The sequence below is a fragment of the Streptomyces sp. VTCC 41912 genome (assembly GCF_045799175.1).
In the GTDB taxonomy this organism is placed as follows: domain Bacteria; phylum Actinomycetota; class Actinomycetes; order Streptomycetales; family Streptomycetaceae; genus Streptomyces; species Streptomyces albulus_C.
On sequence record NZ_JBJMAB010000001.1, the window covers coordinates 85,836 to 108,117 of the forward strand.

General features: G+C 75.0%; 21 protein-coding genes. 16 read left to right on the forward strand and 5 right to left on the reverse strand.

Features of this window, described 5'->3' with window-relative positions; genetic code table 11:
* The first annotated feature begins 38 nt into the window (after positions 1 to 38).
* The 4 genes from ACJ6WD_RS00400 (at position 39) to ACJ6WD_RS00415 (ending at position 3,803) form a co-directional block, all read left to right on the forward strand.
* On the forward strand, positions 39 to 1,037 hold the full coding sequence (locus ACJ6WD_RS00400) for a phospholipid scramblase-related protein (RefSeq protein WP_233656676.1): 999 nt from the start codon (positions 39 to 41) through the stop codon (positions 1,035 to 1,037).
* Positions 1,030 to 2,094: an N-acetylglucosamine kinase gene (locus ACJ6WD_RS00405; RefSeq protein ID WP_407614903.1), complete on the forward strand. Its 1,065-nt coding sequence runs from the start codon at positions 1,030 to 1,032 to the stop codon at positions 2,092 to 2,094. Before ACJ6WD_RS00400 ends, ACJ6WD_RS00405 begins: the two co-directional genes overlap by 8 nt.
* Positions 2,095 to 2,166: 72 nt before the next feature.
* Positions 2,167 to 3,102 carry a sirohydrochlorin chelatase gene (locus ACJ6WD_RS00410; RefSeq protein WP_233656674.1) on the forward strand — a complete coding sequence of 312 codons (936 nt, stop codon included), beginning with the start codon at positions 2,167 to 2,169 and terminating at the stop codon, positions 3,100 to 3,102.
* Between the two features lie 347 nt (positions 3,103 to 3,449).
* Positions 3,450 to 3,803 (forward strand): nuclear transport factor 2 family protein, encoded by a 354-nt coding sequence (locus ACJ6WD_RS00415; RefSeq protein ID WP_016579184.1) that lies wholly within the window; start codon positions 3,450 to 3,452, stop codon positions 3,801 to 3,803.
* A 45-nt stretch (positions 3,804 to 3,848) separates the two neighbouring features.
* On the opposite strand, the gene ACJ6WD_RS00420 is transcribed toward ACJ6WD_RS00415, so the two are convergent.
* Positions 3,849 to 4,940 carry a lactonase family protein gene (locus ACJ6WD_RS00420; RefSeq protein ID WP_407614904.1) on the reverse strand — a complete coding sequence of 364 codons (1,092 nt, stop codon included), beginning with the start codon at positions 4,938 to 4,940 and terminating at the stop codon, positions 3,849 to 3,851.
* A 220-nt stretch (positions 4,941 to 5,160) separates the two neighbouring features.
* Positions 5,161 to 6,672, reverse strand: coding sequence for an FUSC family protein (locus ACJ6WD_RS00425; protein WP_233656672.1), 1,512 nt, complete (start codon positions 6,670 to 6,672; stop codon positions 5,161 to 5,163).
* Between the two features lie 418 nt (positions 6,673 to 7,090).
* On the opposite strand from ACJ6WD_RS00425, the gene sigK reads away from it, so the two are divergent.
* From sigK to ACJ6WD_RS00465, 8 genes are all read left to right on the forward strand, one after another.
* Positions 7,091 to 7,678, forward strand: coding sequence for an ECF RNA polymerase sigma factor SigK (sigK, locus tag ACJ6WD_RS00430; protein WP_407614905.1), 588 nt, complete (start codon positions 7,091 to 7,093; stop codon positions 7,676 to 7,678).
* Positions 7,675 to 8,421 carry an anti-sigma factor domain-containing protein gene (locus tag ACJ6WD_RS00435; protein WP_331249606.1) on the forward strand — a complete coding sequence of 249 codons (747 nt, stop codon included), beginning with the start codon at positions 7,675 to 7,677 and terminating at the stop codon, positions 8,419 to 8,421. The genes sigK and ACJ6WD_RS00435 overlap by 4 nt, the downstream gene beginning before the upstream one ends.
* Positions 8,422 to 8,563: 142 nt before the next feature.
* Positions 8,564 to 9,886 (forward strand): FAD-dependent oxidoreductase, encoded by a 1,323-nt coding sequence (locus tag ACJ6WD_RS00440; protein ID WP_331249605.1) that lies wholly within the window; start codon positions 8,564 to 8,566, stop codon positions 9,884 to 9,886.
* Entirely contained in the window at positions 9,883 to 10,650 is a 768-nt protein-coding gene (locus tag ACJ6WD_RS00445; RefSeq protein ID WP_233656669.1) for a DUF1365 domain-containing protein, read from the forward strand. Before ACJ6WD_RS00440 ends, ACJ6WD_RS00445 begins: the two co-directional genes overlap by 4 nt.
* On the forward strand, positions 10,647 to 11,966 hold the full coding sequence (locus ACJ6WD_RS00450; protein ID WP_407614906.1) for a class I SAM-dependent methyltransferase: 1,320 nt from the start codon (positions 10,647 to 10,649) through the stop codon (positions 11,964 to 11,966). Before ACJ6WD_RS00445 ends, ACJ6WD_RS00450 begins: the two co-directional genes overlap by 4 nt.
* Complete coding sequence (locus ACJ6WD_RS00455) at positions 11,963 to 13,258, forward strand: class I SAM-dependent methyltransferase (protein WP_376438307.1); 1,296 nt, start codon at positions 11,963 to 11,965, stop codon at positions 13,256 to 13,258. Before ACJ6WD_RS00450 ends, ACJ6WD_RS00455 begins: the two co-directional genes overlap by 4 nt.
* The gene (locus ACJ6WD_RS00460; protein ID WP_407614907.1) at positions 13,255 to 14,070 is read left to right on the forward strand and encodes a DUF1295 domain-containing protein; all 816 of its coding nucleotides are present in this window, start codon (positions 13,255 to 13,257) and stop codon (positions 14,068 to 14,070) included. The genes ACJ6WD_RS00455 and ACJ6WD_RS00460 overlap by 4 nt, the downstream gene beginning before the upstream one ends.
* Complete coding sequence (locus tag ACJ6WD_RS00465; protein WP_233656667.1) at positions 14,067 to 14,744, forward strand: alpha/beta hydrolase; 678 nt, start codon at positions 14,067 to 14,069, stop codon at positions 14,742 to 14,744. The genes ACJ6WD_RS00460 and ACJ6WD_RS00465 overlap by 4 nt, the downstream gene beginning before the upstream one ends.
* A 24-nt stretch (positions 14,745 to 14,768) precedes the next feature.
* Here ACJ6WD_RS00465 and ACJ6WD_RS00470 read toward each other — a convergent pair whose 3' ends face one another.
* Positions 14,769 to 15,296, reverse strand: a complete 528-nt coding sequence (locus tag ACJ6WD_RS00470) for a GNAT family N-acetyltransferase (protein ID WP_233656666.1) — start codon at positions 15,294 to 15,296, stop codon at positions 14,769 to 14,771.
* A 191-nt stretch (positions 15,297 to 15,487) separates the two neighbouring features.
* Here ACJ6WD_RS00470 and ACJ6WD_RS00475 point away from each other — a divergent pair, with 191 nt between their 5' ends.
* Positions 15,488 to 17,803 (forward strand): glycoside hydrolase family 3 N-terminal domain-containing protein, encoded by a 2,316-nt coding sequence (locus ACJ6WD_RS00475; protein WP_407614908.1) that lies wholly within the window; start codon positions 15,488 to 15,490, stop codon positions 17,801 to 17,803.
* A gap of 93 nt (positions 17,804 to 17,896) precedes the next feature.
* On the opposite strand, the gene ACJ6WD_RS00480 is transcribed toward ACJ6WD_RS00475, so the two are convergent.
* Entirely contained in the window at positions 17,897 to 18,451 is a 555-nt protein-coding gene (locus ACJ6WD_RS00480; RefSeq protein WP_407614909.1) for a DUF6624 domain-containing protein, read from the reverse strand.
* 188 nt (positions 18,452 to 18,639) lie between these two features.
* Here ACJ6WD_RS00480 and ACJ6WD_RS00485 point away from each other — a divergent pair, with 188 nt between their 5' ends.
* On the forward strand, positions 18,640 to 19,122 hold the full coding sequence (locus ACJ6WD_RS00485; RefSeq protein WP_016572391.1) for an Lrp/AsnC family transcriptional regulator: 483 nt from the start codon (positions 18,640 to 18,642) through the stop codon (positions 19,120 to 19,122).
* 3 nt (positions 19,123 to 19,125) lie between these two features.
* The gene (locus tag ACJ6WD_RS00490; RefSeq protein WP_407614910.1) at positions 19,126 to 19,833 is read left to right on the forward strand and encodes an HAD family hydrolase; all 708 of its coding nucleotides are present in this window, start codon (positions 19,126 to 19,128) and stop codon (positions 19,831 to 19,833) included.
* A 57-nt stretch (positions 19,834 to 19,890) separates the two neighbouring features.
* On the opposite strand, the gene ACJ6WD_RS00495 is transcribed toward ACJ6WD_RS00490, so the two are convergent.
* The gene (locus tag ACJ6WD_RS00495) at positions 19,891 to 20,976 is read right to left on the reverse strand and encodes a sugar ABC transporter substrate-binding protein (protein ID WP_233656770.1); all 1,086 of its coding nucleotides are present in this window, start codon (positions 20,974 to 20,976) and stop codon (positions 19,891 to 19,893) included.
* 283 nt (positions 20,977 to 21,259) lie between these two features.
* Here ACJ6WD_RS00495 and ACJ6WD_RS00500 point away from each other — a divergent pair, with 283 nt between their 5' ends.
* Positions 21,260 to 22,147, forward strand: coding sequence for a phenylalanine 4-monooxygenase (locus ACJ6WD_RS00500; protein ID WP_233656662.1), 888 nt, complete (start codon positions 21,260 to 21,262; stop codon positions 22,145 to 22,147).
* Positions 22,148 to 22,282: the final 135 nt, after the last annotated feature.

Sequence of the window (22,282 nt, forward strand, 5' to 3'; positions counted from 1 at the left end):
CGGAGCGGGCCTTGGGGGCGGGGGATAGTGTTCCCCGCATGACGAATGCGAACATCCCTGCGGGTTGGTACGCCGACCCGCAGGGCACCCCCCACCTGCTCCGCTGGTGGGACGGCGCCCAGTGGACCGGTCACACACACCCCGGTCAGCAGGCCCAGCCCGCGGCACAGGCCGGTCACCCCGGCCAGCCGCTGCCCGCCCAGCAGCAGGCGCCCCAGCAGTACGCACCGCAGCAGCAGCCGGCCCAGGCCGCGTACGGCCAGCAGCCCGGCGGCGCCCCGTACGGTCAGCAGGGCGGGTACCCGCAGCAGATGCCGGGGCAGGCCGGTCAGCCGGGCGCGCACTCCGCCGAGGCGCACCACCAGGCGCAGCAGCAGGCCGGCATCCGGCACCAGGCGCAGCAGCAGGCCGGCGTGGCCCCCACCGGGCCGGGCGGCGGCTCGCTCTTCACCGAGCCCGTGCTGGTGGTCAACCAGAAGGCCAAGCTCATCGAGGTGAGCAACGAGTACGCGGTCTACGACCAGCACGGCAACGCCCTCGGTTCGGTCGTCGAGATCGGCCAGAGCACCGCGAGGAAGGTGCTCCGGGTGGTCTCCAGCCTGGACCAGTACATGACCCACAAGCTGGAGATCCGGGACGCCTACGGCCAGCCCCAGCTGGTGCTGACCCGGCCCGCGAAGCTGATCAAGTCCAAGGTCCTGGTGGCGCGTCCGGACGGCCAGCCGGTCGGCGAGATCGTCCAGCAGAACGCCATCGGGAAGATCAACTTCGCGATGCAGGTCAACGGCCAGCAGGTCGGCGCCATCAAGGCGGAGAACTGGCGCGCCTGGAACTTCGCCATCGTCGACCACACCGAGACCGAGATCGCCCGGATCACCAAGACCTGGGAGGGCCTGGCGAAGACGATGTTCACCACCGCGGACAACTACGTGCTGCAGATCCACCGGCAGCTGCCCGACCCGCTGCTGAGCCTGGTCGTGGCCACCGCGCTGACCGTCGACACCGCCCTCAAGCAGGACGCCCGCGGCCTTGGCTGAGCCCGACGGCGACGGCGACGGCGACAGCGACGGCGCGGGCGACGGCGACCACGTGCTGGGCGTGGACTCGGGCGGGTCCGGCCTGCGGATCGCGGTGGCCCGGATCGCGCCGGACGGTGGACGGCCCCGGCCGGCCGCCACGTTCACCTCGCACGAACCGGTCCGCACCGGCCCGGCCGGCATCGACGCGGACCACATGCTCGAACAACTCCTGTCGGCCGCAACGGAGTTGGCGCGACAGGTGGGGGCGGCCGGGTTCGCCGCGGGGTGCGTCGGCGCCGCCGGCATGGGCACCCTCGGCGACGCCCTGCGCGCCCGGCTGCCCGGGGCGCTGTCCGCCGCCTTCGGGGTGCGGCGCCTCGCCCTCGCCGCGGACGCGGTGACCGCCTACGCCGGGACGCTCGGCCAACGGCCGGGCGTCGTGGTCGCCGCCGGCACCGGCCTGGTCGCCCTGGGCACCGACCTGACGCCGTCGGGCGGCTGGCGCCGGGCCGACGGCTGGGGGCACCTGCTGGGCGACTGCGGCAGCGGCGCCTGGATCGGGCGGGCCGGGCTGGAGGCGGCGCTGCGCGCCCACGACGGCCGTCCCGGCGGCTCACGCGCGCTGCTGGCCCGGGCGGAGGCCGTGTTCGGACCGGTCGCCGGGCTGCCCGCCGCGCTCTATCCGCGGCCCGACCGGCCCGCCGTACTGGCCTCGTTCGCCCCCGAGGTCGCCCGGTGCGCGGCGCGGGACGCGGTCGCCGCCGGCATCCTGACCGACGCCGCGCGCCACATCGCGGACGCCGCGGCCGCGGTCTGCCCGCCGGTCCCGGACGCGGCGGTCGCGCTCACCGGGGGCCTGCTGGCGCTCGGCGCCCCGCTGCGGGACCCGTTGCGCGCGGCGCTCGCCGCCCGGCTCCCCGACGCCCGGCCCGCCGAGGCCCTCGGGAGCCCGCTCGACGGTGCGCTGGCGATCGCCGCGGCGCTGGCCGAGGACCGGCTGGCGCTCCCGGTCGACGGGAAGTTGTTGCAGATCACAGGGCATGTGGCGGACTCGCCACCCCGACGCGCGGGATAAATCGGGACGGATACCTCGTGGCGGAACCCTCCCTCGGCAGCCGGGCACGACGAGGCGTTAGCATGCGGCGCCATGAGTTCCCCCACTGGGCCCGCACCTGGCTCGCCCCGTATCGACGCCGCAGCCCCCGGCCTGCCCGTCCGCATGCCGCGCCGTCAGCCCGGCCGCCACCGCAAGCCGGAACCGCTCGCCGCACCCGAGGGCGCACCCGCCCTGGTGCTGGCCGTGCCCGGCGCACCCTCCTCCGCCTCGCGCAGCCTGGCGGAGGAGGTCTCCAGCATCGCCCGGTCCGAACTGCCCGGCCTCGACGCCCGGATCGGCTACGTCGACGGCGGGGACGACGCGTTCCCGTCGCTGGAGGCAGTGCTGACGCAGGCCGCCGCCGAGCAGAAGGCGCGGGCGGTCGAGGCCGGCCAGCCCGATCCCGGTCCCGGCGCGGTCGTCGTCCCGCTGCTGGCCGGGCCGGACAGCGCCCTGCTGCGCCGGATACGTCAGGCCATCATGAACAGCGGCTCCGGGGCCGAACTGACCGACGTCCTCGGCCCGCACCCGCTGCTCGCCGAGGCGCTGCACGTCCGGCTGTCCGAGGCCGGTCTGGCCCGGGCCGACCGGGCGCGGCTGTTCACCGTCGCGACCGCCGCGGACGGCATCATCCTGGCCACCGTCGGCGGCGAGGAGGCGGTGCAGGCCGCCGGCATCACCGGCATGCTGCTCTCCGCCCGGCTGGCGGTGCCGGTGCTGGCCGCCGGCCTGGACGAGGAGGGCGCCATCGCCCGCACCGCCGAGCAGCTGCGCACCTCCGGTTCGCAGCAGTTGGCGCTGGCCCCGTACCTGATCGGCCCGGAACTCGCCGACGGCCTGCTGGGGGCGGCCGCGGCGGAGGCGGGCTGCGCGTCCGCCGAGGCGCTGGGCGCGTACGGCGCGGTGGGCCGGCTGGTGCTGTCGAACTACGCGGCCAAGATGGGGATCACCCTGCCGGGCCAGGGGCTGGGGGCGGCCGTCCGGTAAGGCCGCGTCACCGTCGCGCGGCACCGGCAGGACGACCGGAGCCCCGCACCCGTTCACCGAGGGCCGTCCCGCGCCGCACGCGCGGGGCGGCCCGTCGCGCGCTCCGGCCCCGGTCCGCCACCCGCACCCCCGCTGAGCGGCGCAGACGCCCGCTGGGCGGGCCGGGCGGGCGGCGTGGGCCGGGAGCGGCGGCAGGCCGGCCGCGGGCGGCGTAGGGGCGCTCAGCGGCCGTCGTGCGCCCCTGTGTGCTCCGCCCGGCGGTCCCCGTTCCCGCGCGGCCGATGAAACGGGCCGCGCCGCCCCGTCTACCGTCATGGCCCGCCCGTCGGCACCACGAGGAGGACACCATGCCGGACACCACCGCACCCGAGGACGTCGCCCGCGCCTGCTTCGCCGCGTACCTGGCCCAGGACCGGCCGGCCATGGAGCGGCTGCTCGCCGAGGAGTTCGTCTTCACCAGTCCGCAGGACGACCACATCGACCGGGCCGCGTTCCTGGAGGTCTGCTTCCCCACCGCGGACCGGGTCCGCTCCCAGGTGGTCCTGGACGCCGTCCCGTTCGGCGACGGCCAGGTCTTCGTCCGCTACGCGTACGAGCTCCTGAGCGGCGAACGGCACCGCAACGTCGAGGTGATGACGGTGCGGGACGGGCGGCTCACCGAGACCCAGGTGTACTTCGGCGGGCGCTTCCCCGAGGGGTGACGGCCGCGCCGACCGGCCGTCCGGGGTGCGCCCGGCAGGGTCCCGTCAGGCGAAGACCACGCAGGAGACGGCCGGTGCCTCGACGGAGCCGCCGCGCACGGGGAGGCCGGTCTCGGGGTCGACGGTGAACCAGGTGACGTCGCCGGAGCGTTCGTTGGCGGCGTAGAGGTGGCGCCCGTCGGGGTGGAGCGCGAGGTCGCGCGGCCAGTGGCCGCCGCACGGCACGGTGGCGTGCAGGGTGGCGGTCCCGGCCCGGGCGTCGAGGGAGAGCACCGCGATGCTGTCGTGGCCGCGGTTGGCGGCCCAGGCGAACCGGCCGTCCGGGGAGATGACGAGAGCGGAGGGGAACGTCGGGTCGGTGCCCTCGGCGCCGACCGGCAGCAGGGAGGTCTCCCCCAGCGGCGTCAGCGTGCCCCGGTCGGCGTCCCAGCGGCAGAGCGTCAGGGTCGGGTCGAGTTCGTTGATGACGCAGGCGAGGTGGCCGGCCGGGTGGAAGGCGAGGTGGCGGGGGCCGCTGCCGGGGCGCAGGGGCGCCTCGTCGTGCACGGTGAGCGTGCCGCTCGCGGGGGCGAGGGCGTAGGTGCGGACCGAGTCGGTGCCCAGGTCGACGCCGAGCAGCCAGCGACCGCTGGGGTCGGGCAGCACGGCGTGGGCGTGCGGTCCCTCCTGGCGGTCGGTCCGGGGGCCGTTGCCCTGGTGGGCGAGGATCCGCGCCGGGCCGTCGAGGGTGCCGTCGTCCCGTACGGGCAGGGTGCTGACGTCGCCGGAGCTGTAGTTGGCGGTGACCAAGTGGCCGGCGGCCAGGGTGAGGTGGGTGGGGTCGGCGCCGCCCACGGGGACGGCCGGGGCGAGCAGGTCCGGCCCTTCGGGCGTGAGGCGGAAGGCGGCGACGGCGCCGTGCGGGGTCTCGCTGACGGCGTAGAGGCGACGGCCGGCCCGGTCGGGCACCAGGTAGGAGGGGTTGGGGACGGCGTCGGTGGAGCGCAGCGGCGTCAGCGCGCCGGTCTCCGGGTCGACGGCCGCGGTGGTGATGCCGTGGCCGCCGGCGGCGGTGAAGGAGCCGAGGTAGGCGCGGAGGCCCGCGCCGTCGGCGGGTCCGCCGGTGGTCCGCCCGGTCCCTGGTTGCGTCGTCGCCATGGGTCGCCGCCCTTCGTCCGCCTGCCCGTCGGGCCGTCCTTGAGGGGCGGCGTGCCCGCCGCGGCTCTTTCTGGGACGGCCTCGCGCTGTCCGGGCGACGCTAACAGCACGGGTGGGTGCGGCGCCGGGAGTGGCCGGGAGTGGCCGGGAGTGGACCGTGGCCGGCCGGCCGGCGCGACGCGGGCGGGTGTCGCCGTCCGCGTCGCGGGGCCGTGGGAGGTCAGGCCCCCGCCGTCACGCGGCCGGACCTGCCGAGGGGCCCGGCGAGGGCGAGGAGCGCCTGTTCCAGGGCGTGCAGGTGGGCCAGGACGGGTTCGCCGTCGGTGGCGTGCGCGACGGTCTCGGCTCCGGCCTGCCGACGGCGCGCGTCGATCGGGGCGTCGGTGAGGGCCTCGACGGCGGCTTCCACCCGCCAGCACGCCGCGACGAGCCGGGCGTCGTGCGAGGCCACCGGGTCGGCGGCGATCGAGGCGAGCCCGCGCACCTCGCGCGCGCAGGCGTCGAGCAGTGCGACGATCTGCCGGGCCCGTCGCTTGCGCGCCCGCGAAGGGCTGAGCGGATGCAGCAGCGGGACGAGGGACAGCCGCACGCGGGCGAGGATCGCCTCCAGTTCGGCGACCCGCGGGGCCGGGTCGGCCGCCGCGTCGCCGGCCAGCCGGGCGGCGGCCGCGGCCGTGCACGCGTGCACGCACCGCACGGCCTGCTCGACCCGGTCGTCGGTGACGGCGTGCGTGGTCACCGGCAGCACGAGGAGCACCGCGAGCAGGGCGCCCAGCGCGCCGACGGCCGTCTCGCCCACCCGCAGCGCCAGCAGCGCCGGGTCGAGCACGCCGAGCAGCCCGTAGAGCATGCTCGCCAGCACCGTGACGGCGAGCATCATCCAGGTGTAGGAGACGGCGGCGGCGTAGAAGATCCCGAAGACGCTGAGGGCGAGGACCGCCGCGGCCGCGACCGGTTCGTCGTGCAGCGGGACGGCGACGGCGAAGCCGAGGGCGACCCCGAGCACCGTGCCCAGGAACCGCCGGAACCCGCGGACGATCGTCTCGCCCCGTGAGGTGGTGTTCACGAACACCCACCAGGCGGCGCCCACGGCCCAGTACCAGCGCTGGTCGGACAGGAGTTGCCCGGCGCCGAGCGCGAGGGCGGCGCCCACGGTCGCCTGCACCGCTTGCCGCGTGGTGATCCGTGCGAACCCCGTCCCGCCGGCCGGCACGGGCGGCGCGACGGGGGCCGGCAACCGCCGTTCGTAGCACCAGGCGGCGAACCGCACCGCCGACGACGCCGCGAGGCCGAGCAGCACCGCCGCGTACAGCTCGGGGAGCTGGCCGGGGACGGTGTGCAGGAACTGCGCGGCAAAGAAGATCATGAAGGCGAAGACGCCCAGTGCGTGCCCGCGCGGCCCCCACCGCCGCGCGTACACCCCGGCCCCCACGACGGCGAGGAACGCCAGGTCGCGTGCGACGGGCACGTCGTGCAGCAGGGCCGCGAGGCCGAGCACCGGGAGCCCGACGAGCGGCAGCAGCGCGGTCGTCGCGGCCTGGCCGCGCACCGTCGGATCGGTCACCGTGAACAAGGCGAGCAGCGCGGCCAGGCCGCCGGTGATCGCCGCGACCAGCGAGTGTCCGGCCGCTCCGCACAACGCCACGGCGCAGCCGATCCCGATCACGCCCCGGACCGCGAACCGCAGCCGGATCCGCCCCGGATCCGGCGCCACGAACGCCTTCTTCAGCAAGTTGCCCCGCCCCTTCCGTGCACAGGTGCACCACGACATGAGAAAGGCGCCGCGGGGATCCCGCAGCGCCATCGACTCGTACATCTCAGCATCGACACGGCCGATTGCTCAACAGTCAACTAAATAACTGGGCCAATGGCACAGTTTTGGATCTTCTTGGACTGCCACCGGGAGGCCAATGGAGCACTCCCCGTCGCACGTGGCGCGCGGAGCGGGTGCGAGCGCGTCGGCCACGCGGCCCGCGCGCGTGGCCGTCCCGCGCGCCGGGAAGGCCCCGTGCGGCGGCCCGCCGGTCGGGCCTGCGCGACGCCTCCGCGGTTCGCCGCTAGCGTCGGCCGCACCCCCGTCCGTTCCCGACCAATCCACGCTGCGCCCGGCGCCGAACCAAGGGTGACCCCGTCTCTCCCCGGAGGTGTTCATGCACGTCGCAGCCCGCGGCGAACCGTCCCCGGCGCCCCAGCCCGGCGCCCTGGAATCCCTGCTCGACCGGGTCGCCCGCGGCGATCAGCAGGCGTTCGAGAACCTCTACACCGCGGTGGCCGGCGCCGTCGTGGGCCTGGTGCGGCGGGTGGTGCGGGACCCGGCCCAGTCCGAGGAGGTCGCCCAGGAGGTCCTCATCGACGTGTGGCGTTCGGCCGCCCGCTTCGATGCCGGACGGGGCAGCGCACTGGCCTGGATCATGACGCTCGCCCACCGGCGCGCGGTGGACCGCGTCCGCTCCGCGCAGGCGGCCGCCGACCGCGAGCACCGCGCCGGCCTCGGGGAGTACACCGCCCCCTTCGACGAGGTCAGCGAACAGGTCGAGCGGCGCCTGGAACGCGAGCAGGTCCGCCGCTGCCTGGAACAACTCACCGACCTCCAGCGGGAATCGGTGACCCTCGCCTACTACCGGGGCTACACCTACCGGGAGACCGCCGACATGCTCGGCGCCGCCCTCGGCACGGTCAAGACCAGGCTCCGCGACGGCCTCATCCGACTCCGCGACTGCCTGGGGGTGACCGCATGAGCGCCGTCGACCTGCACACGCTGACCGGCGCCTACGCGCTCGGGGCGCTCTCCGGGCACGAGGCCGGCGAGTTCGCCCGGCACCTGGCCCAGTGCCCGGCGTGCGCACAGGAGGTCAGGGAGCTCAAGGAGACCGCGGCCCGGCTCGCGCTGGCGGTCGCCGAGGTGCCGCCGGCCGGGCTGCGGGAGCGGGTGATGACGGCGCTGCCCGAGGTCCGGCAACTGCCCCCGATACAGCCGGCGACCCCGGTGATCCCGTTGGCCCGCCGGCTGCGGCGGCGGCTGCCCCACCTCGTCGCGGCCGCGTGCCTGGTCCTCGCCGCGGTCGCCGGGGGGCTGGCCGTCGACGCCCGGCACCAGGCCGATCAGGAGCGGGCGCGCACCGCCCGCGCCGAGGCCCAGGCCAGTGTCCTCAACGCGCTGATGGCGGCCCCGGACGCGACCTTCCACACCGCCGCGCTCAAGGGCGGCGGCAGCGCCACCGTGGTCGCCTCCAAGACGATCGGCCGCGCCGCGTTCGTCTACCACCAACTGCCCGAGCTGCCCGGCGGCAAGGTCTACCAGCTCTGGTACAGCCGCGGCGGCTCGATGGTGCCCGCCGGACTCGTCCAGACCGGCCGCGCCTCGGGTGCGCTGCTGCTGACTGGTGGCGTGGGCGGCGCGGACGGCGTCGGGGTGACCACCGAACCGCCAGGCGGCTCCGCCCGCCCGACGAGCGCCCCGCTGGGCCTGCTCGGCGTCTAGGGCACGCGCCGGCCCGATGCCCTGCCCCGGTGGGGCCGCTCCGCCGCGAGCGGCCCCACCACGCCGGCCGGCCCGCCACCGCCCGGACCGGATTTCCGACTTCCGCGACCCGCGCGCCAATCCGTGGATCCGACTGCTCCGAATGCCTGGTGAGGACGGCTTCGCGTCCGCGACGGCCGACGAGGAAGGGGCACGGGTGCATCACCGGGAAATCGCTGTGGTGGGCAGTGGCGTGGCGGGTCTGACCGCCGCCCACGTGCTGCAACGGGGTGGCTGCGAGGTGACGCTGTACGAGGCGGACGACCGCCTCGGCGGTCACGCGCACACCCACGACACGGCCGACGTCGACGGTCGGCCGGTCCGCGTCGACACCGGCTTCATCGTGCACAACGCACGCACCTATCCGCTGCTGCTGCGCCTGTTCGCCGAACTGGGGGTGACCACCCAGGACGCGGAGATGAGCATGTCGGTGCGGTGCGAGGGATGCGGGCTGGAGTACGCCGGGGCGCGCGGCCCGGTCGGGCTGTTCGCCCGCCCGGGCAACGTCCTGCGCGGCCGCTACCTGCGGATGCTGAGCGAAGTGCGGGCCTTCCACCGGGCGGCGCGCGCCACGTTGGCCGGCGACCGCGGTGACGACCCGCGGACCCTGGGCGCGTTCCTGGCCGAGGGCGGCTTCTCGCGGTACTTCGTCGCGCACTTCGTCATCCCGCTGGTCTCCGCCGTGTGGTCGTGCCCGCCGGAGACGGCCATGCAGTACCCGGCCGGGTACCTCTTCCGGTTCCTCGACCACCACGGGATGCTGTCGGTCGGCGGCTCGCCGCAGTGGAAGACGGTCGGCGGCGGCTCCGCGCAGTACGTCGACCGGATCGCCAAACAGCTCCACCGCGTGCACACCGGCACACCGGTCCGGGCGGTGCACCGGTCGGGGCGGGGCGCGCGGGTGGTGGCGGAGGACGGCACCGAACGGGCCGTCGACGCGGTGGTGATCGCCGTCCACCCCGACCAGGCGCTGCGGCTGCTGGCCGAGCCGACCGAGGACGAGCGCCGGGTGCTGGGGGCGTTCGCCTACGCGCGCAACGTCACCGTGTTGCACAGCGATCCCGGGGTGCTGCCCCGGGCCCGCGGAGCGCGCGCCTCGTGGAACTACCTGCTGCCGTCCTGCCGCGCATCGGTGGACACCGTCCAGGTCAGCTACGACATGAACCGGCTGCAACGGCTCGCCGCACGCCGGGACTTCCTGGTCACCCTCAACGCCACCGACCGCATCGACGCGGACCGCGTCCTGGCACGCATGGTGTACGAACACCCCGTCTACACCCGCGCATCGGTGGCCGCGCAGCAGGACCTGCCGCTGCTGAACACCGCCGTGACCGCCTACGCCGGCGCCTACCACGGTTGGGGCTTCCACGAGGACGGCTGCCGGTCCGGGGTGGCGGCCGCGGCCGCGCTGGGGGTGCGCTGGTGACCGCCGACGGCCGCCGCCGCGCCCCCGCCGCCGAAATCCGCACGCCGGCGCTGTACGAGTGCGCGGTCGGCCACACCCGCACCGCCCCCGTGTCGTACTCCCTGCGGCACCGCACCTACCTGTGGCTGATCGACATCGACCACCCGCCGCGGCTGCCGCGGCTGCTGCGCCCACTGGCCCGTTTCGAGGCCCGTGACCACTTCGCCGGCACCGCCGGGACGCTGCGCGCCGGACTGGAGCGCCTGCTGGCCGCCCACGACGTCCACCTGGACGGCGGGCGGGTGGTGATGCTCGCCCACGCCCGCGTCCTGGGACACGTCTTCAACCCGCTGACCCTGTACTGGTGCCACGACGCCGGCGGCACACCGGTCTGCGTGGTGGCCGAGGTCCACAACACCTACGGCGAGCGCCACTGCTACGTCCTGCGCACCGACGAGGCGGGACGGGCGCGGACGCCCAAGGAGTTCCACGTCTCGCCGTTCTTCCCCGTCGACGGCTCCTACCGGATGCGGCTGCCCGAACCGGGCGACCGCCTCGACGTGACCGTCCAACTGCGCCGCGGCGACACCCGGCCGCTGACCGCGACGGTCCGCGGCGTCCGCCGCCCGGCCACCCCCGCGGCACTGCTGCGGGCCGCCCTCCGGCACCCGTGGTCGACGGCCGCCGTCAGCGTGGGGATCCGGCGCCACGGCATCGCCCTGTTCCTGCGCGGTCTGCCGGTCCACGCCCGCCCGCGCCACCGATCCCAGGAAGGCATGACGTGAACACCCCTGCCACCGGCCCCCGCCACCGGCCCCTCGACCACGTGCCGCGCCCCGCCGGCCCGTCCCCGGCCGCCGGGAAGGACTCCGCCCGGTGGCCCGACGTCTTCTGCCCGCCACCGGCGTCGGCGGCCCGCACCGCCGTGGCCGGTCTCGTCGTCCGACGGGCCCTCGCCGCGCTTCCGCTGCGGGTCCGGTGGGAGGACGGGCCGATCACCGGGCGGGAGGGGCCGCTGCTGCGCATACACGCGCCGCGGGCCTTCCTCGGCCGGCTGGGGCGGGACGGACTGATCGGGTTCGGCGAGTCCTACATGGCCGGGGAGTGGGACGCCGACGACCTGGTCGGCGTGCTGACGGTGCTCGCCTCGCACGTCACCGAGCTGGTGCCGAAGCCCGCCCAGCGGCTGCGCGGCGTCTGGGCCCGCCGCCATCCCACTGCCCAGCGCAACACCCCAACCGGCGCCCGGGAGAACATCCACCGCCACTACGACCTGTCCAACGACCTGTTCGCGGCCTTCCTCGACGAGACCATGAGCTATTCCTCCGCGGTCTTCGACGGGTTGCCCGGTGACCGGGAGGGGCTGGCGGCCGCGCAGCACCGCAAGATCGACCGGCTCCTGGACCTGGCCGGGGTCGGCGCGGGCACCCGGCTGCTGGAGATCGGCACCGGCTGGGGCGAACTGGCCCTGCGCGCCGCCCGGCGCGGCGCCGACGTCGTCACCCTCACCCTCTCCGACCAGCAGCGCGACCTCGCCCGGCGGCGCATCGCGGACGCCGGATGCGCGGACCGGGTGGCGGTGGAACTCTGCGACTACCGGCACGCCACCGGTTCCCACGACGCCGTGGTGAGCGTGGAGATGATCGAGGCCGTCGGCGCGGAGTACTGGCCCGTCTACTTCGCCACCCTGGCGCGGCTGCTGGCCCCCGGCGGCCGGATCGCCCTCCAGGCCATCACCATGCCGCACCGGCGGATGCTCGCCACCCGGCGCACCCACACCTGGATCCACAAGTACGTGTTCCCCGGCGGCATCATCCCCTCCACCGAGGCGATCGCCCAGCACGCCGGCGCCGCGGGGCTGCGGGTCGCGACCGACGACGGCTTCGGCGCGCACTACGCCGAAACCCTGCGCCTGTGGCGCGAACGCTTCACCGCGCGCGCCCCGCAGGTGGCCGCGCTGGGCTTCGACGCGACCTTCCGCCGGATGTGGGAGTTCTACCTCGCCTACTCCGAAGCCGGATTCCGCGCCCGCTACCTCGACGTCCGCCAGTTCACCCTGACCGCCGCCCACCCCGCCGCACCCCACGGAGGCTCCCGTTGACCCCCGTCGCCCCCCAACTCGAAGGACTGCTCCAGCAGTTCACCACCGGCCGACTCCCGGTCCGACTGCGGGCCTGGGACGGCAGCGAAACCGGTCCCGACGACGCACCCGTCGTCGTCCTGCGCTCCCGCCGGGCCCTGCGCCGCCTGCTGTGGCAGCCGAACGAACTGGGCCTGGCCCAGGCGTACATCGCCGGCGACCTCGACGTCGAGGGCGATCTGACGGAGGGGCTGCGCAGCGTGTGGCAGGCCGTGCGGGAACGCGGCCTGCGCCCCGCCGCCCCCCGCCCGGCGGACCGGGCCCGGGCCGCGTCCACCGCACTGCGGCTCGGCGCGCTCGGCCCCCGCCCGCCCGCTCCCCCGGCGCCCCTGGCCCAGTTGGCGGGCGACAAGCACAGCACCGCGCGCGACCGGGCCGCCATCAGCCACCACTACGACCTGTCCAACGACTGGTACCGCCTGCTGCTCGACCCGTCCATGGCCTACTCGTGCGCCTACTGGACCCGCCCCCACGACCCCGGGTACGGCCTGGCCGAGGCCCAACGGGACAAGCTGGACCTCATCTGCCGCAAGCTCGACCTGGCGCCCGGGCAGCGCCTGTTGGACGTCGGCTGCGGCTGGGGCGCGCTCGCCCTGCACGCCGCCGCCCACCACCGCACCCACGTCACCGCCGTCACCCTCTCCCGCGCGCAGCGGGACTTCGTCGCGGCCCGCGTCCGGGAGCGGGACCTGGGCGGGCTCGTCGACGTCGAGCTGTGCCACTACCGGGACCTCGCCGGCGGGGGCTACGACGCGGTCAGCACCGTCGAGATGGGCGAACACGTCGGCGACACCGCCTACCCCGACTTCGCCGCCCGCCTGCACTCCTTCCTGCGCCCCCGCGGACGCCTGCTCGTCCAGCAGATGTCCCGCGGGGCGAACGCCCCGGGCGGCGGCGCGTTCATCGAGTCCTACATCGCCCCCGACATGCACATGCGCCCGGTCGGCGAGACCGTCGGCATGCTGGAGGGCGCCGGGCTGGAGGTGCGGTCGGTGCAGTCCCTGCGCGAGCACTACGACCGCACCATCGCCGCCTGGCACGCCACTCTGGAGCGCCGCTGGGCGGAGTTCGTCGCCCTGGGCGGCGAGGCGACCGCCCGGGTCTGGCGGCTCTACCTGGCCGGCGGCGGGCTGGCCTTCCGCGAACGCCGGATGGGCGTCGACCAGATCCTCGCGGTGCGCCCCACCCCCGACGGCGACTCCGGGATGCCGCCCGCACCACCCCACGGACCGCGACCGGAGAGCGCCCGGTGAACGGATTCGCCTGGAGCGCCTTCGGCGGCAACCTCGCCGCGGCCGCCGGCGCGGCGCTCGCCGTGCTGCTCGTGACCTTCGCCGTCGGGCTCCGCACCGGCCGGCACCGGGTGGTGGACGTCGCCTGGGGCACGGCGTTCGCCGCCGTCGCCCTCGTCACGTACGGCCTGTCCGCGGGGCACGGCGACGCGGCGCGGCGCCTCGTCGTGACCGTGCTCACCGTGGTGTGGGGGGCCCGGCTGGCCGGCCACATCGCCTGGCGCGGCCGGGGCCACGGCGAGGACCCCCGCTACGCGCGGATGCTCGCCAGGGCCCGCGGCAACCCCGCCCTGTACGCCCTGCGCACCGTCTACCTCCTCCAGGCCGGCCTGGTCTGGCTGGTCTCCCTCCCCGTCCAGGCCGCGCAGTACGTTTCCGCGCCGCTGGGCGGCGAAGCGGTCGTCGCCGTGCTGCTGTGGACGACGGGGTTCGTCTTCGAGACCGTCGGCGACTTCCAACTCGCCCGGTTCAAGGCCGATCCGCGCCACCGCGGGCTCATCATGGACCGGGGGTTGTGGAGTTGGACCCGCCACCCCAACTACTTCGGCGACTTCCTCGTCTGGTGGGGGCTGTTCGCCCTGACCTGCGGCGACTGGCAGGCCGCCGCCGTCGCGTGCGCGTCACCGCTGGTGATGTCGTACCTTCTCATCGGCGGCAGCGGCAAACGCCTGCTGGAGAACCACCTGGCGCACCGTCCCGGCTACGCCGCCTACCGGGCACACACCAGTGGATTCCTCCCGCTCCCCCCGCGACGCAAGGGACCGCACCGATGACCACCGCCGACCGCGCCACCCGCACCCACGATCCGTCGGCGGACCCGGCACACCGGCCGCTCGTCGTCCACCGCAGCCCGGCCGCGCCGCGCTCCGCGGTGCTGTTCCTCCACGGCGGCCAGGCCGACGGCACCCGACCGCCGCCGCTGCTGAACCTCCCCGCGCTGCGCATGCGGCCGTTCCGCCGCGCGGTGGCCCGGGCGGCGGCGGGCGAAGTGCCGCTGCTCGCGTCCGTGCGCTACCGCTGCCGCGGCTGGAACGGCGCGGCGGCGGACGCCGCCCGCGACGCCCGGTGGGCCATCGAGGCACTGGTGGCCGACCACCCCGGGCTGCGGATCGTCCTCGTCGGCCACTCCATGGGCGGGCGGGCGGCGCTCCACGCCGGCGGCCACCCCGCGGTCCGCGGCATCGTCGCCCTCGCGCCCTGGTGCCCGCCCGAGGACCCGGTGGACCACCTCCGGGGAAAACCCCTGGCGCTGCTGCACGACGTCCACGACCGCGTCACCGACTACCAGGGCTCGCGCGCGTACGGTGAGCGTGCCCGACTGGCCGGCGCGGACGTGCAGTTCCTCACGATGCCGCGGGGGCGCCACACCATGCTCCAGGAGGCCGGGAAGTGGCACCGGACCACGGCCCGGCTCGCCCGCGCCATGCTCGCCGGCAAAGGGCCGTGACCCGGTGCCCCGTGGCGGTGCGCCTCACATGGGCAGCGAGCGCACCCGCACCGGGCCGGGCGGCCAGGTGGCGGCGTCGTGCAGCGGGGTCCACAGGGTGCGCAGCGGCATGACGACGGGTCCGGTGGGCTGCTCGACCCGCACCTCGGCCGGCACCTCGCGCCAGCCGAGCCGCAGGTAGAGCGGGAGGAGCGCCGGGCGGCAGAAGAGGAGGGCGTGCCGCGGCCCCATGGTGCGGGCGTGGTCGAGGGCGGCCGCCACCACCCGTCGGGCCAGCCCCCGGCCGCGCACGTCGGCCGCCACGGCGACCCCGCCGACGCCGATCACCGGGGTCGGTGTCCCGCCGAGGTCGACGGGCAGCCTGCGCAGACCGGCGTGGGCCACCAACCGCCCGCCGAGCCGGATGCCGAAGTGTTCCTCCTTCGGCAGCCAGGTCAGGCCGGTGGCGGCGACACCGAAGGGGTCGGGGCCGGGACCGAGGATCTCGGTCAGGTCGGCGCCGGTGAAGTCGTCGAGGCGTACGGCGGCGGGGACAGCGGAGACATCGGTCATGCCGTGCATCATCGCCGCCGCACCGGCCGGGGGCCACTCCGGGCTCTCCGGGCTCTGCGGGCCGGGGCACGATGCGGTGGACGGGCCCGTGCACGCCTCCTTGACGACCAACTGCCTGCCACTTACCGTCACTTCAGCTCTTGGCGCCTTGAGAGAACCTTTACCCCTCGATGGATGAAAAAGGTGAAGGCATGGGTGGGCTGCGACGTCGTTCCCTGTTGGCCGCCGCGGGTGGTACCGCAGCGGCCGCCGGCCTGACGAGCACCGGGCCGTCCCCGGCACAGGCGGTCCCGCGCGCCGCCGCGGCGGGTGCCACCGAGGCACCGGCACCGTCCGGGCGCCGGCCGGGACCGTACGACCGGAAGGTCGACGCACTGCTGGCGCGTATGACTCTCGAAGAGAAGCTGGGGCAGTTGCAGCAGCTCCCCTGGGCCTACGACACCGGGCCGGGCGGGCCGGGGACCAAGGCCGTCGAAGAGGCCGCGCGGGCCGGGCGGTTGGGCTCGGTGCTCAGCATCTTCGGCGCACGGACCTGCAACGCGCTCCAGCGGATCGCCGTCGAGGAGTCGCGGCTGGGCATCCCGCTGCTGTTCGGGCTCGACGTCATCCACGGCTTCTGGACGACCTTCCCGATCCCGCTGGCGCAGGCGGCGAGCTTCGATCCGCAGGTCGCGGCGCGGGACGCGGAGGTGTCGGCGCGCGAGGCCCGGTCCAACGGCGTGCACTGGACCTTCGCGCCGATGATGGACGTGACGCACGAACCGCGCTGGGGCCGGATCGCCGAGGGCAACGGCGAGGACCCGTACCTGACGGCCGCGTTCGCCGCCGCCAAGGTCCGCGGCTACCAGGGGGACCGACTGTCCGCCGGCGACCGGATCGCGGCCTGCGCCAAGCACTTCGTGGCGTACGGCGGCGCCGAGGGCGGCCGGGACTACAACACCGTGGACGTCTCCGAGTCCCGGCTGCGGAACCTCTACCTCCCGCCGTTCAAGGCCGCGTTGGACGCCGGGGCGGCCACCGTGATGGCCGCGTTCAACACGATCGGCGGCGTCCCGGCGCACGCCAACCCGCACACCCTCACCGACCTCCTGCGGCGGGAGTGGGGCTTCGACGGCATGGTGGTGAGCGACTGGAACGGCGTGCAGGAGCTGATCCCGCACGGGGTCGCCGAGGACGGCGCGGACGCCGCGCGGCTGGCGCTGAACGCCGGGGTCGACATGGAGATGACCAGCACCCATCTGGTCACCCACGGCAGGCGGCTCCTGCGGGAGGGGCGGATCAGCGCGCGGCGGGTGGACGACGCGGTCGCCCGGGTGCTGCGCCTGAAGTTCGCGCTCGGGCTGTTCGCGCACCCGTACGCCGACGAGGACGGGGCGATCGGTGCGCCGTCCGCGAAGAGCCGGGCGGCGGCCCGGGCGGCGGCGAGCCGGTCGATGGTGCTGCTGAAGAACGACCGCGGGGTGCTGCCGCTCGCCCGTTCGGTCGGTTCGCTCGCGGTGGTGGGGCCGTTCGGCGACTCCACCGACCTGCTCGGGACGTGGGTGATGCCGCCCGCGGCGGAGAAGTTCCCGGCCGGCACGGTGTTGGACGCGGTGCGGCGGGCGGCGCCGGGCAGCACCGTGCGGCACGCCCGCGGCGTCGCTCCGCAGGGCGACGACACCAGCGGCATCCCGGCGGCCGTCGCGGCCGCCGAAGCCTGCGAGGTGACCGTCGTGGTGGTGGGTGAACCCCCGGCGCTCAGCGGGGAGGCCGCCGCGCGCAGCGACATCGGGTTGCCGGGCGCGCAACGGCAGTTGGTCGAGGCCGTCGCGGGGACCGGCAAACCGTTCGTGGTGGTCCTGGTCAACGGGCGGCCGCTGACGGTGGCCGACTGGGTGGAGCGCACGCCGGCCGTGCTCGTGGCCTGGCACCCCGGGATCGAGGCCGGCCCCGCCCTCGCCGACGTGCTGTTCGGCGCGGTCAACCCCGGCGGCAAGCTGCCGGTCTCCTTCCCGCGGTCGGCCGGTCAGATCCCCGTCCACTACAACCACGAGAACACCGGCCGCCCCTACTCCCCCGACGACAAGTACACCTCGAAGTACCTCGACCTGCCCGACGGCCCGCAGTTCCCGTTCGGCCACGGCCTGAGCTACACCACCTTCCGCACCGGGGCGCCCGAGTTGAGCACGGGGCGGATCGCGGTGGGCGCCCTGCGCGAGGGCGACACCGTCGAGGTGGCCGCGACCGTCACCAACACCGGCTCCCGGCCCGGCGACGAGGTGGTCCAGCTCTACGTCCACGACCGGGTCGCCAGCATCGCCCAGCCGGTCCGCCGCCTGCGGGGTTTCCGACGGGTGGCGCTGGCGCCGGGCAAGAGCCGGACGGTGCGGTTCCGGCTGGCCGCCGCGGACCTCGGCTTCTGGAGCAACGACCCGCACGGCGAGTTCCGGTTGGAGCCGGGCGCCATCGACCTCTACGTGGGCGGCAGTTCGGCCGCCGACCAGAAGGCCACGCTGACCCTCACCTGAGGCGGTCCCGAACGGGGGGAGCCCCGGGCCGCCGGTACCGCCGTCCGGGACTCCCCGCGGGCCCACGGGCCGGGCCGGGGTGCCGGCCGCCACTCAGGCGAACCGGGCGACGTACTCGTCGAACGGCGGGATGCCCACCTCGGCACGCAGCTCGTCGATCCGCTCCGGTTCGCGACACGGCCACGGCACCGGCGAACCGTCGCGGACCCCGGCGATCTGGGTGCCGTAGATCTGCTCGCGCCCGTCGTTGACCAGCGTGCGGTCCGTGAGGAAGGCCAGGTCCCGGGGGCTCGCCAGGCCGTCCGCGACGGCGCGTTCGAGCAGGTGCACGGCGCGCCGCTGGACCTCCAGCTGCCGGTCGGCGTGCTGGGCTATCAGCCAGGCGCCGCGGGCGGCGTCCGCGCCGAAGCGGTCCGCGGTGGGCCAGCCGTGGGCGTCGACGATCTCGGTGAGCCGGTCGGCGTGCCGGGCGGTCAGCCGACGCCAGGCCAACTGGTCGGCGAAGTCGGCGGCGTTGGCGCGCGGGGCGGCCTGCTGGTCCACGGCGGCCATGGCGACGAGTTCCGTCGCCACCGCGGCGAGTTCGGGTGCCGGCCGGCCGGGGCCGTCGCCGTGGTCGGTGCTGCGCTGCTGCGCGTCGTGCGTCATCCGGGCTCCAGACGTCGGTGGTGACCCTGCGGCGGGTCGGCGGCCTCCACGGTAAGTGGATGAATCACCACGAAAGATCGTTCTTGAGGGCGGTGACGGGAGGGGCCTCGCGCCTGGATAATGGATCTATGCCCGGGACGCTCCGACCGTCCTTCCGACACCCCGGACCGCGAGGAGGCCGTGCGCCGATGGCCGTGGACGCGCTGGACGCGAAGATCCTCCGGTTGCTGCTGGAGCAACCCCGCACGAGCGTGCGCGAGTACGCCCGGGTGCTGGGAGTCGCCCGCGGGACGGTGCAGGCCCGGCTCGACCGCCTGGAGCGGGACGGCGTGATCACCGCCTACGGCCCGCGGCTCTCGCCCGCCGCGCTGGACCATCCGGTGTTGGCCTTCGTGCACATCGAGGTGACGCAGGGGCACCTGGAGGAGGTCGCCACCGCGCTGGCCGAGGTGCCGCAGATCATCGAGGCGTTCTCCACGACCGGCGGCGGGGACCTGCTGACGCGGGTGGTGGCCCGGGACGCCGCCCACCTGGAGGACGTCATCCAGCGGCTGATCAGCCTGCCCGGGGTGGTCCGCACGCGGACCGAGATGGCGCTGCGCGAGCGGGTGCCGCACCGGATGCTGCCCCTGGTCGAGGCCGTCGGCGGCACGGCCGGCCGGGCGGGCTGAACGGTGCCGGACAGGGCGGCGCGCGGCGGCCCGGCGCCCGTCCTGTTCGACCTGGACGGGACGCTGGTGGACAGCGAGCCCACCTACTTCGAGGCGGGGCGGCGCCTGCTGGCCCAGTACGGCGTCACGGACTTCACCTGGGAGCGGCACGCCCGCTTCATCGGGATCGGCACCCGCGAGACCCTGGAGATCCTCGCGCGGGAGTACGGGCTCCACGCGCCGGTGGAGGAGTTGCTGGCCCGGAAGAACCGCCTCTACCTGGAGCTGGCGCGGGCGGGGACCGCGGTCTTCCCCCAGATGCGGGAGTTGGTGGGGCGACTGGCCGCGGGCGGGCACCCGATGGCGGTGGCGTCGGGGTCGTCCCGAGCCGCGATCGAGGCGGTGCTGGCCGGCACCGGGCTGGACGCGCTGCTGGCCACGGTGGTGTCGGCCGAGGAAGTGCCGCACGGCAAGCCGGAGCCCGACGTGTTCTTGGCGGCCGCGCGCCGACTGCGGGTCGAACCGGCGGCGTGCGTGGTGGTGGAGGACGCGGCGCCGGGGGTCGTGGCGGCGCGCCGGGCCGGGATGCGGTGCATCGCGGTGCCCTACGTGGCCGGCGGCGCCGACGACCCGGGCTTCGCCGGGGCGGGCCTGGTGTTCCCGGGCGGCCAGCGGGAGTTCAGCGCGCGGACGGCGTACGCGTGGATCGGGCGGGCCGACCGGTCCGGGTGACCGCGGTGGGCTCGGGGTCGGCCGGGGCGGGGTGCGCCGGCCGGCCCCGGGGACGGCTCAGGTGAGGCCGAGGGTGGCGCACTCCGCGGCGAGGGCCGGGGTGCAGAGCCAGTCGGTGCGGACCACGCCGTCGCTGACGACGGTGTCCTTGAGGTTCTCCTTGGTGACCACCGTGGCCTTGAAGAGCTTGGCGGGGACGTGGGCCGTGCTCGGGCTGTCGGCGGTGGTGGAGGTGAGCGAGGTGATGCTCTGCCCGCGCAGCAGGCGGAAGGCGAGCTGCGCGGCGGTCTCCGCCTCCGGCCGCACCTCCTTGTAGAGGGTGAACGCCTGAGTGCCGTTCAACAACCTTTGCAATGCGGGGAGTTCGGCGTCCTGACCGCCGACCGGAACATTCTTCAGACCGGCCGACTTCAGCGCCTCGGTGATTCCGTCGGCCATCCCGTCATTCGCCGAGTAGACCGCGTCGAAGCCCTGCGGACCGAGGGAGTTGATGACGTCGGTCATGTCCTTCTTCGCGATCGCCGCGGACCATTCGGGAACGTCCTTCTCGTAGACGATTTTACGGACCTTGCCGTCCAGGGCGGCGTGCGCGCCCTTCTTGAAGGACGGGGCGTTCGGGTCGTCCGGGGAACCGTTGAACATGACGACGTTGGCGCTGGCGGCGCGCGGGCCCAGGGCGGCGAGGATCGCCTCGCCCTGGAGGCGGCCGATCTTCTCGTTGTCGTAGGAGACGTACGCCTTGACGTCGCCCTCGGCGAGCCGGTCGTAGGCGATGACCTGCACGCCCTGACGTGCGGCGGAGTCCACCCAGTCCTTCGCGGCCCGGGCGTCGACCGGGTCGAGGATGATGACCTTGACGCCCTTCTTCACCATGTCCTCGAACTGGGTGCGCTGGGTCTCGGCGCTGGACTGGGCGTTCCCGTAGTCGACCTTGCAGGCGAGGCAGAGCGCCGCGATGCGTCGGGAAATGATGCGGTGATCGAATTTCTCGTACCGGGTGGATTTGTTCTCGGGAAGGAGGAGGCCGATGTGGTCCTTCCCTTCGGACGCTTCTTGATGATCACTTCCGCAGGCCGCCAAGGGGGCGGCGAGGGAAAGCGTCAGCGCACTGACGACGACGCGGCGACGTATTGTTGCATTCATCACGTTCACTGCGCCCATTGCCTTCATCGGCCTCATGAAAAGTACCTCCACAGGGGCCGCCCTGACTCGGCCCATGAAGGGCTGAGTGAACGTCACCAGAGGCGGAATCGTCAAGAAACGAAGCAATAACGCCACGGGTTGCGCGGTAAGCGTTGAGATGTCGAAGGCAGCGAGGGCGGCCCGACGGCCGTTCGCCTCCCCTGCGGAGCCCGGTCCGCGGCGCAGCGTGAAACGTCCGCCACGTCAGGTGATCTTCGTCCGGCCGCGGGGCAGGTACAGGGCCATGAGCACGATGCGGAAGCGGACCCCCCTCTCCGCCGACGGGCGGCTGGGCCGGGCGAACGACCACCCCGGGCGCTGCGACCGGGAGTACCGGCGGCGGCGCGACGCCCTGGCCGCCCGCGCCGAGAACCATCCGGTGGGGGCGCCGTACGCGGACGTCGCGTACACCGAGGACGAGGACCGCACGTGGCGGACGGTGCACGACGCGCTGGCCCCGGCGCACCGGGCGCACGCCTGCCGGGCGGTGCTGGAGGCCGGCGAGGACACGGACGTCCCGGCCGAGCGGGTGCCGCAGCACGCCGACGTGACCGTCGGGCTGCGGGCCCGCACCGGTTTCGCGCTCACGCTGGCCGGCGGGGTGGTGCCCAACGAGCGGTTCCTGGGCGCGATGGAACACGGCTACTTCCACGCGGTGCAGTTCGTCCGCCATCCGGCCGTGCCGCTGTACACCCCCGAACCCGACGTGCTGCACGACGTGTTCGGACACGGGATCCACCTGTCGTCGCCACGCATCGCCGAGCTGTACCGGGTGATCGGGCGGGCCGCGAACCGGGTCCGGAGCCCTGAGGCGCTGGACATCCTCAGCCGGGTGTATTGGTACACCCTCGAATTCGGGCTGATCACCGAATCCGGCGCCCCGAAAGCCTTCGGCGCGGCATTGCTGTCCTCGTACGGGGAGATCGCCGCGCACGAGGGCCGGGAAGTCCGCGAACTGGACATGTGTGCCGCAGCCAGCACTCAGTACCGCATTTCCAGCTATCAGCCCGTATTGTTCGCCGCGCGCTCCTTCTCCCATCTGGAGGACGCCCTCGGCGCGTTCTGCGCGGAATTCGACGACGACACCGGACATCGACTGCGGCTGCCGTCGCTCCCCCGCGACCGGGGATAGCCCGGCGGCGACGCGGGCGGCCCCCGGTACGCCGGTGGCCCGATGCACGGCGCGCCGCCGTCTCGGCCCGAGGATCGAGGCGCGGCGGTGGTGGACCCGCGCGAACCGGCCGACACCGCGGTGCTCCCCGCGCAG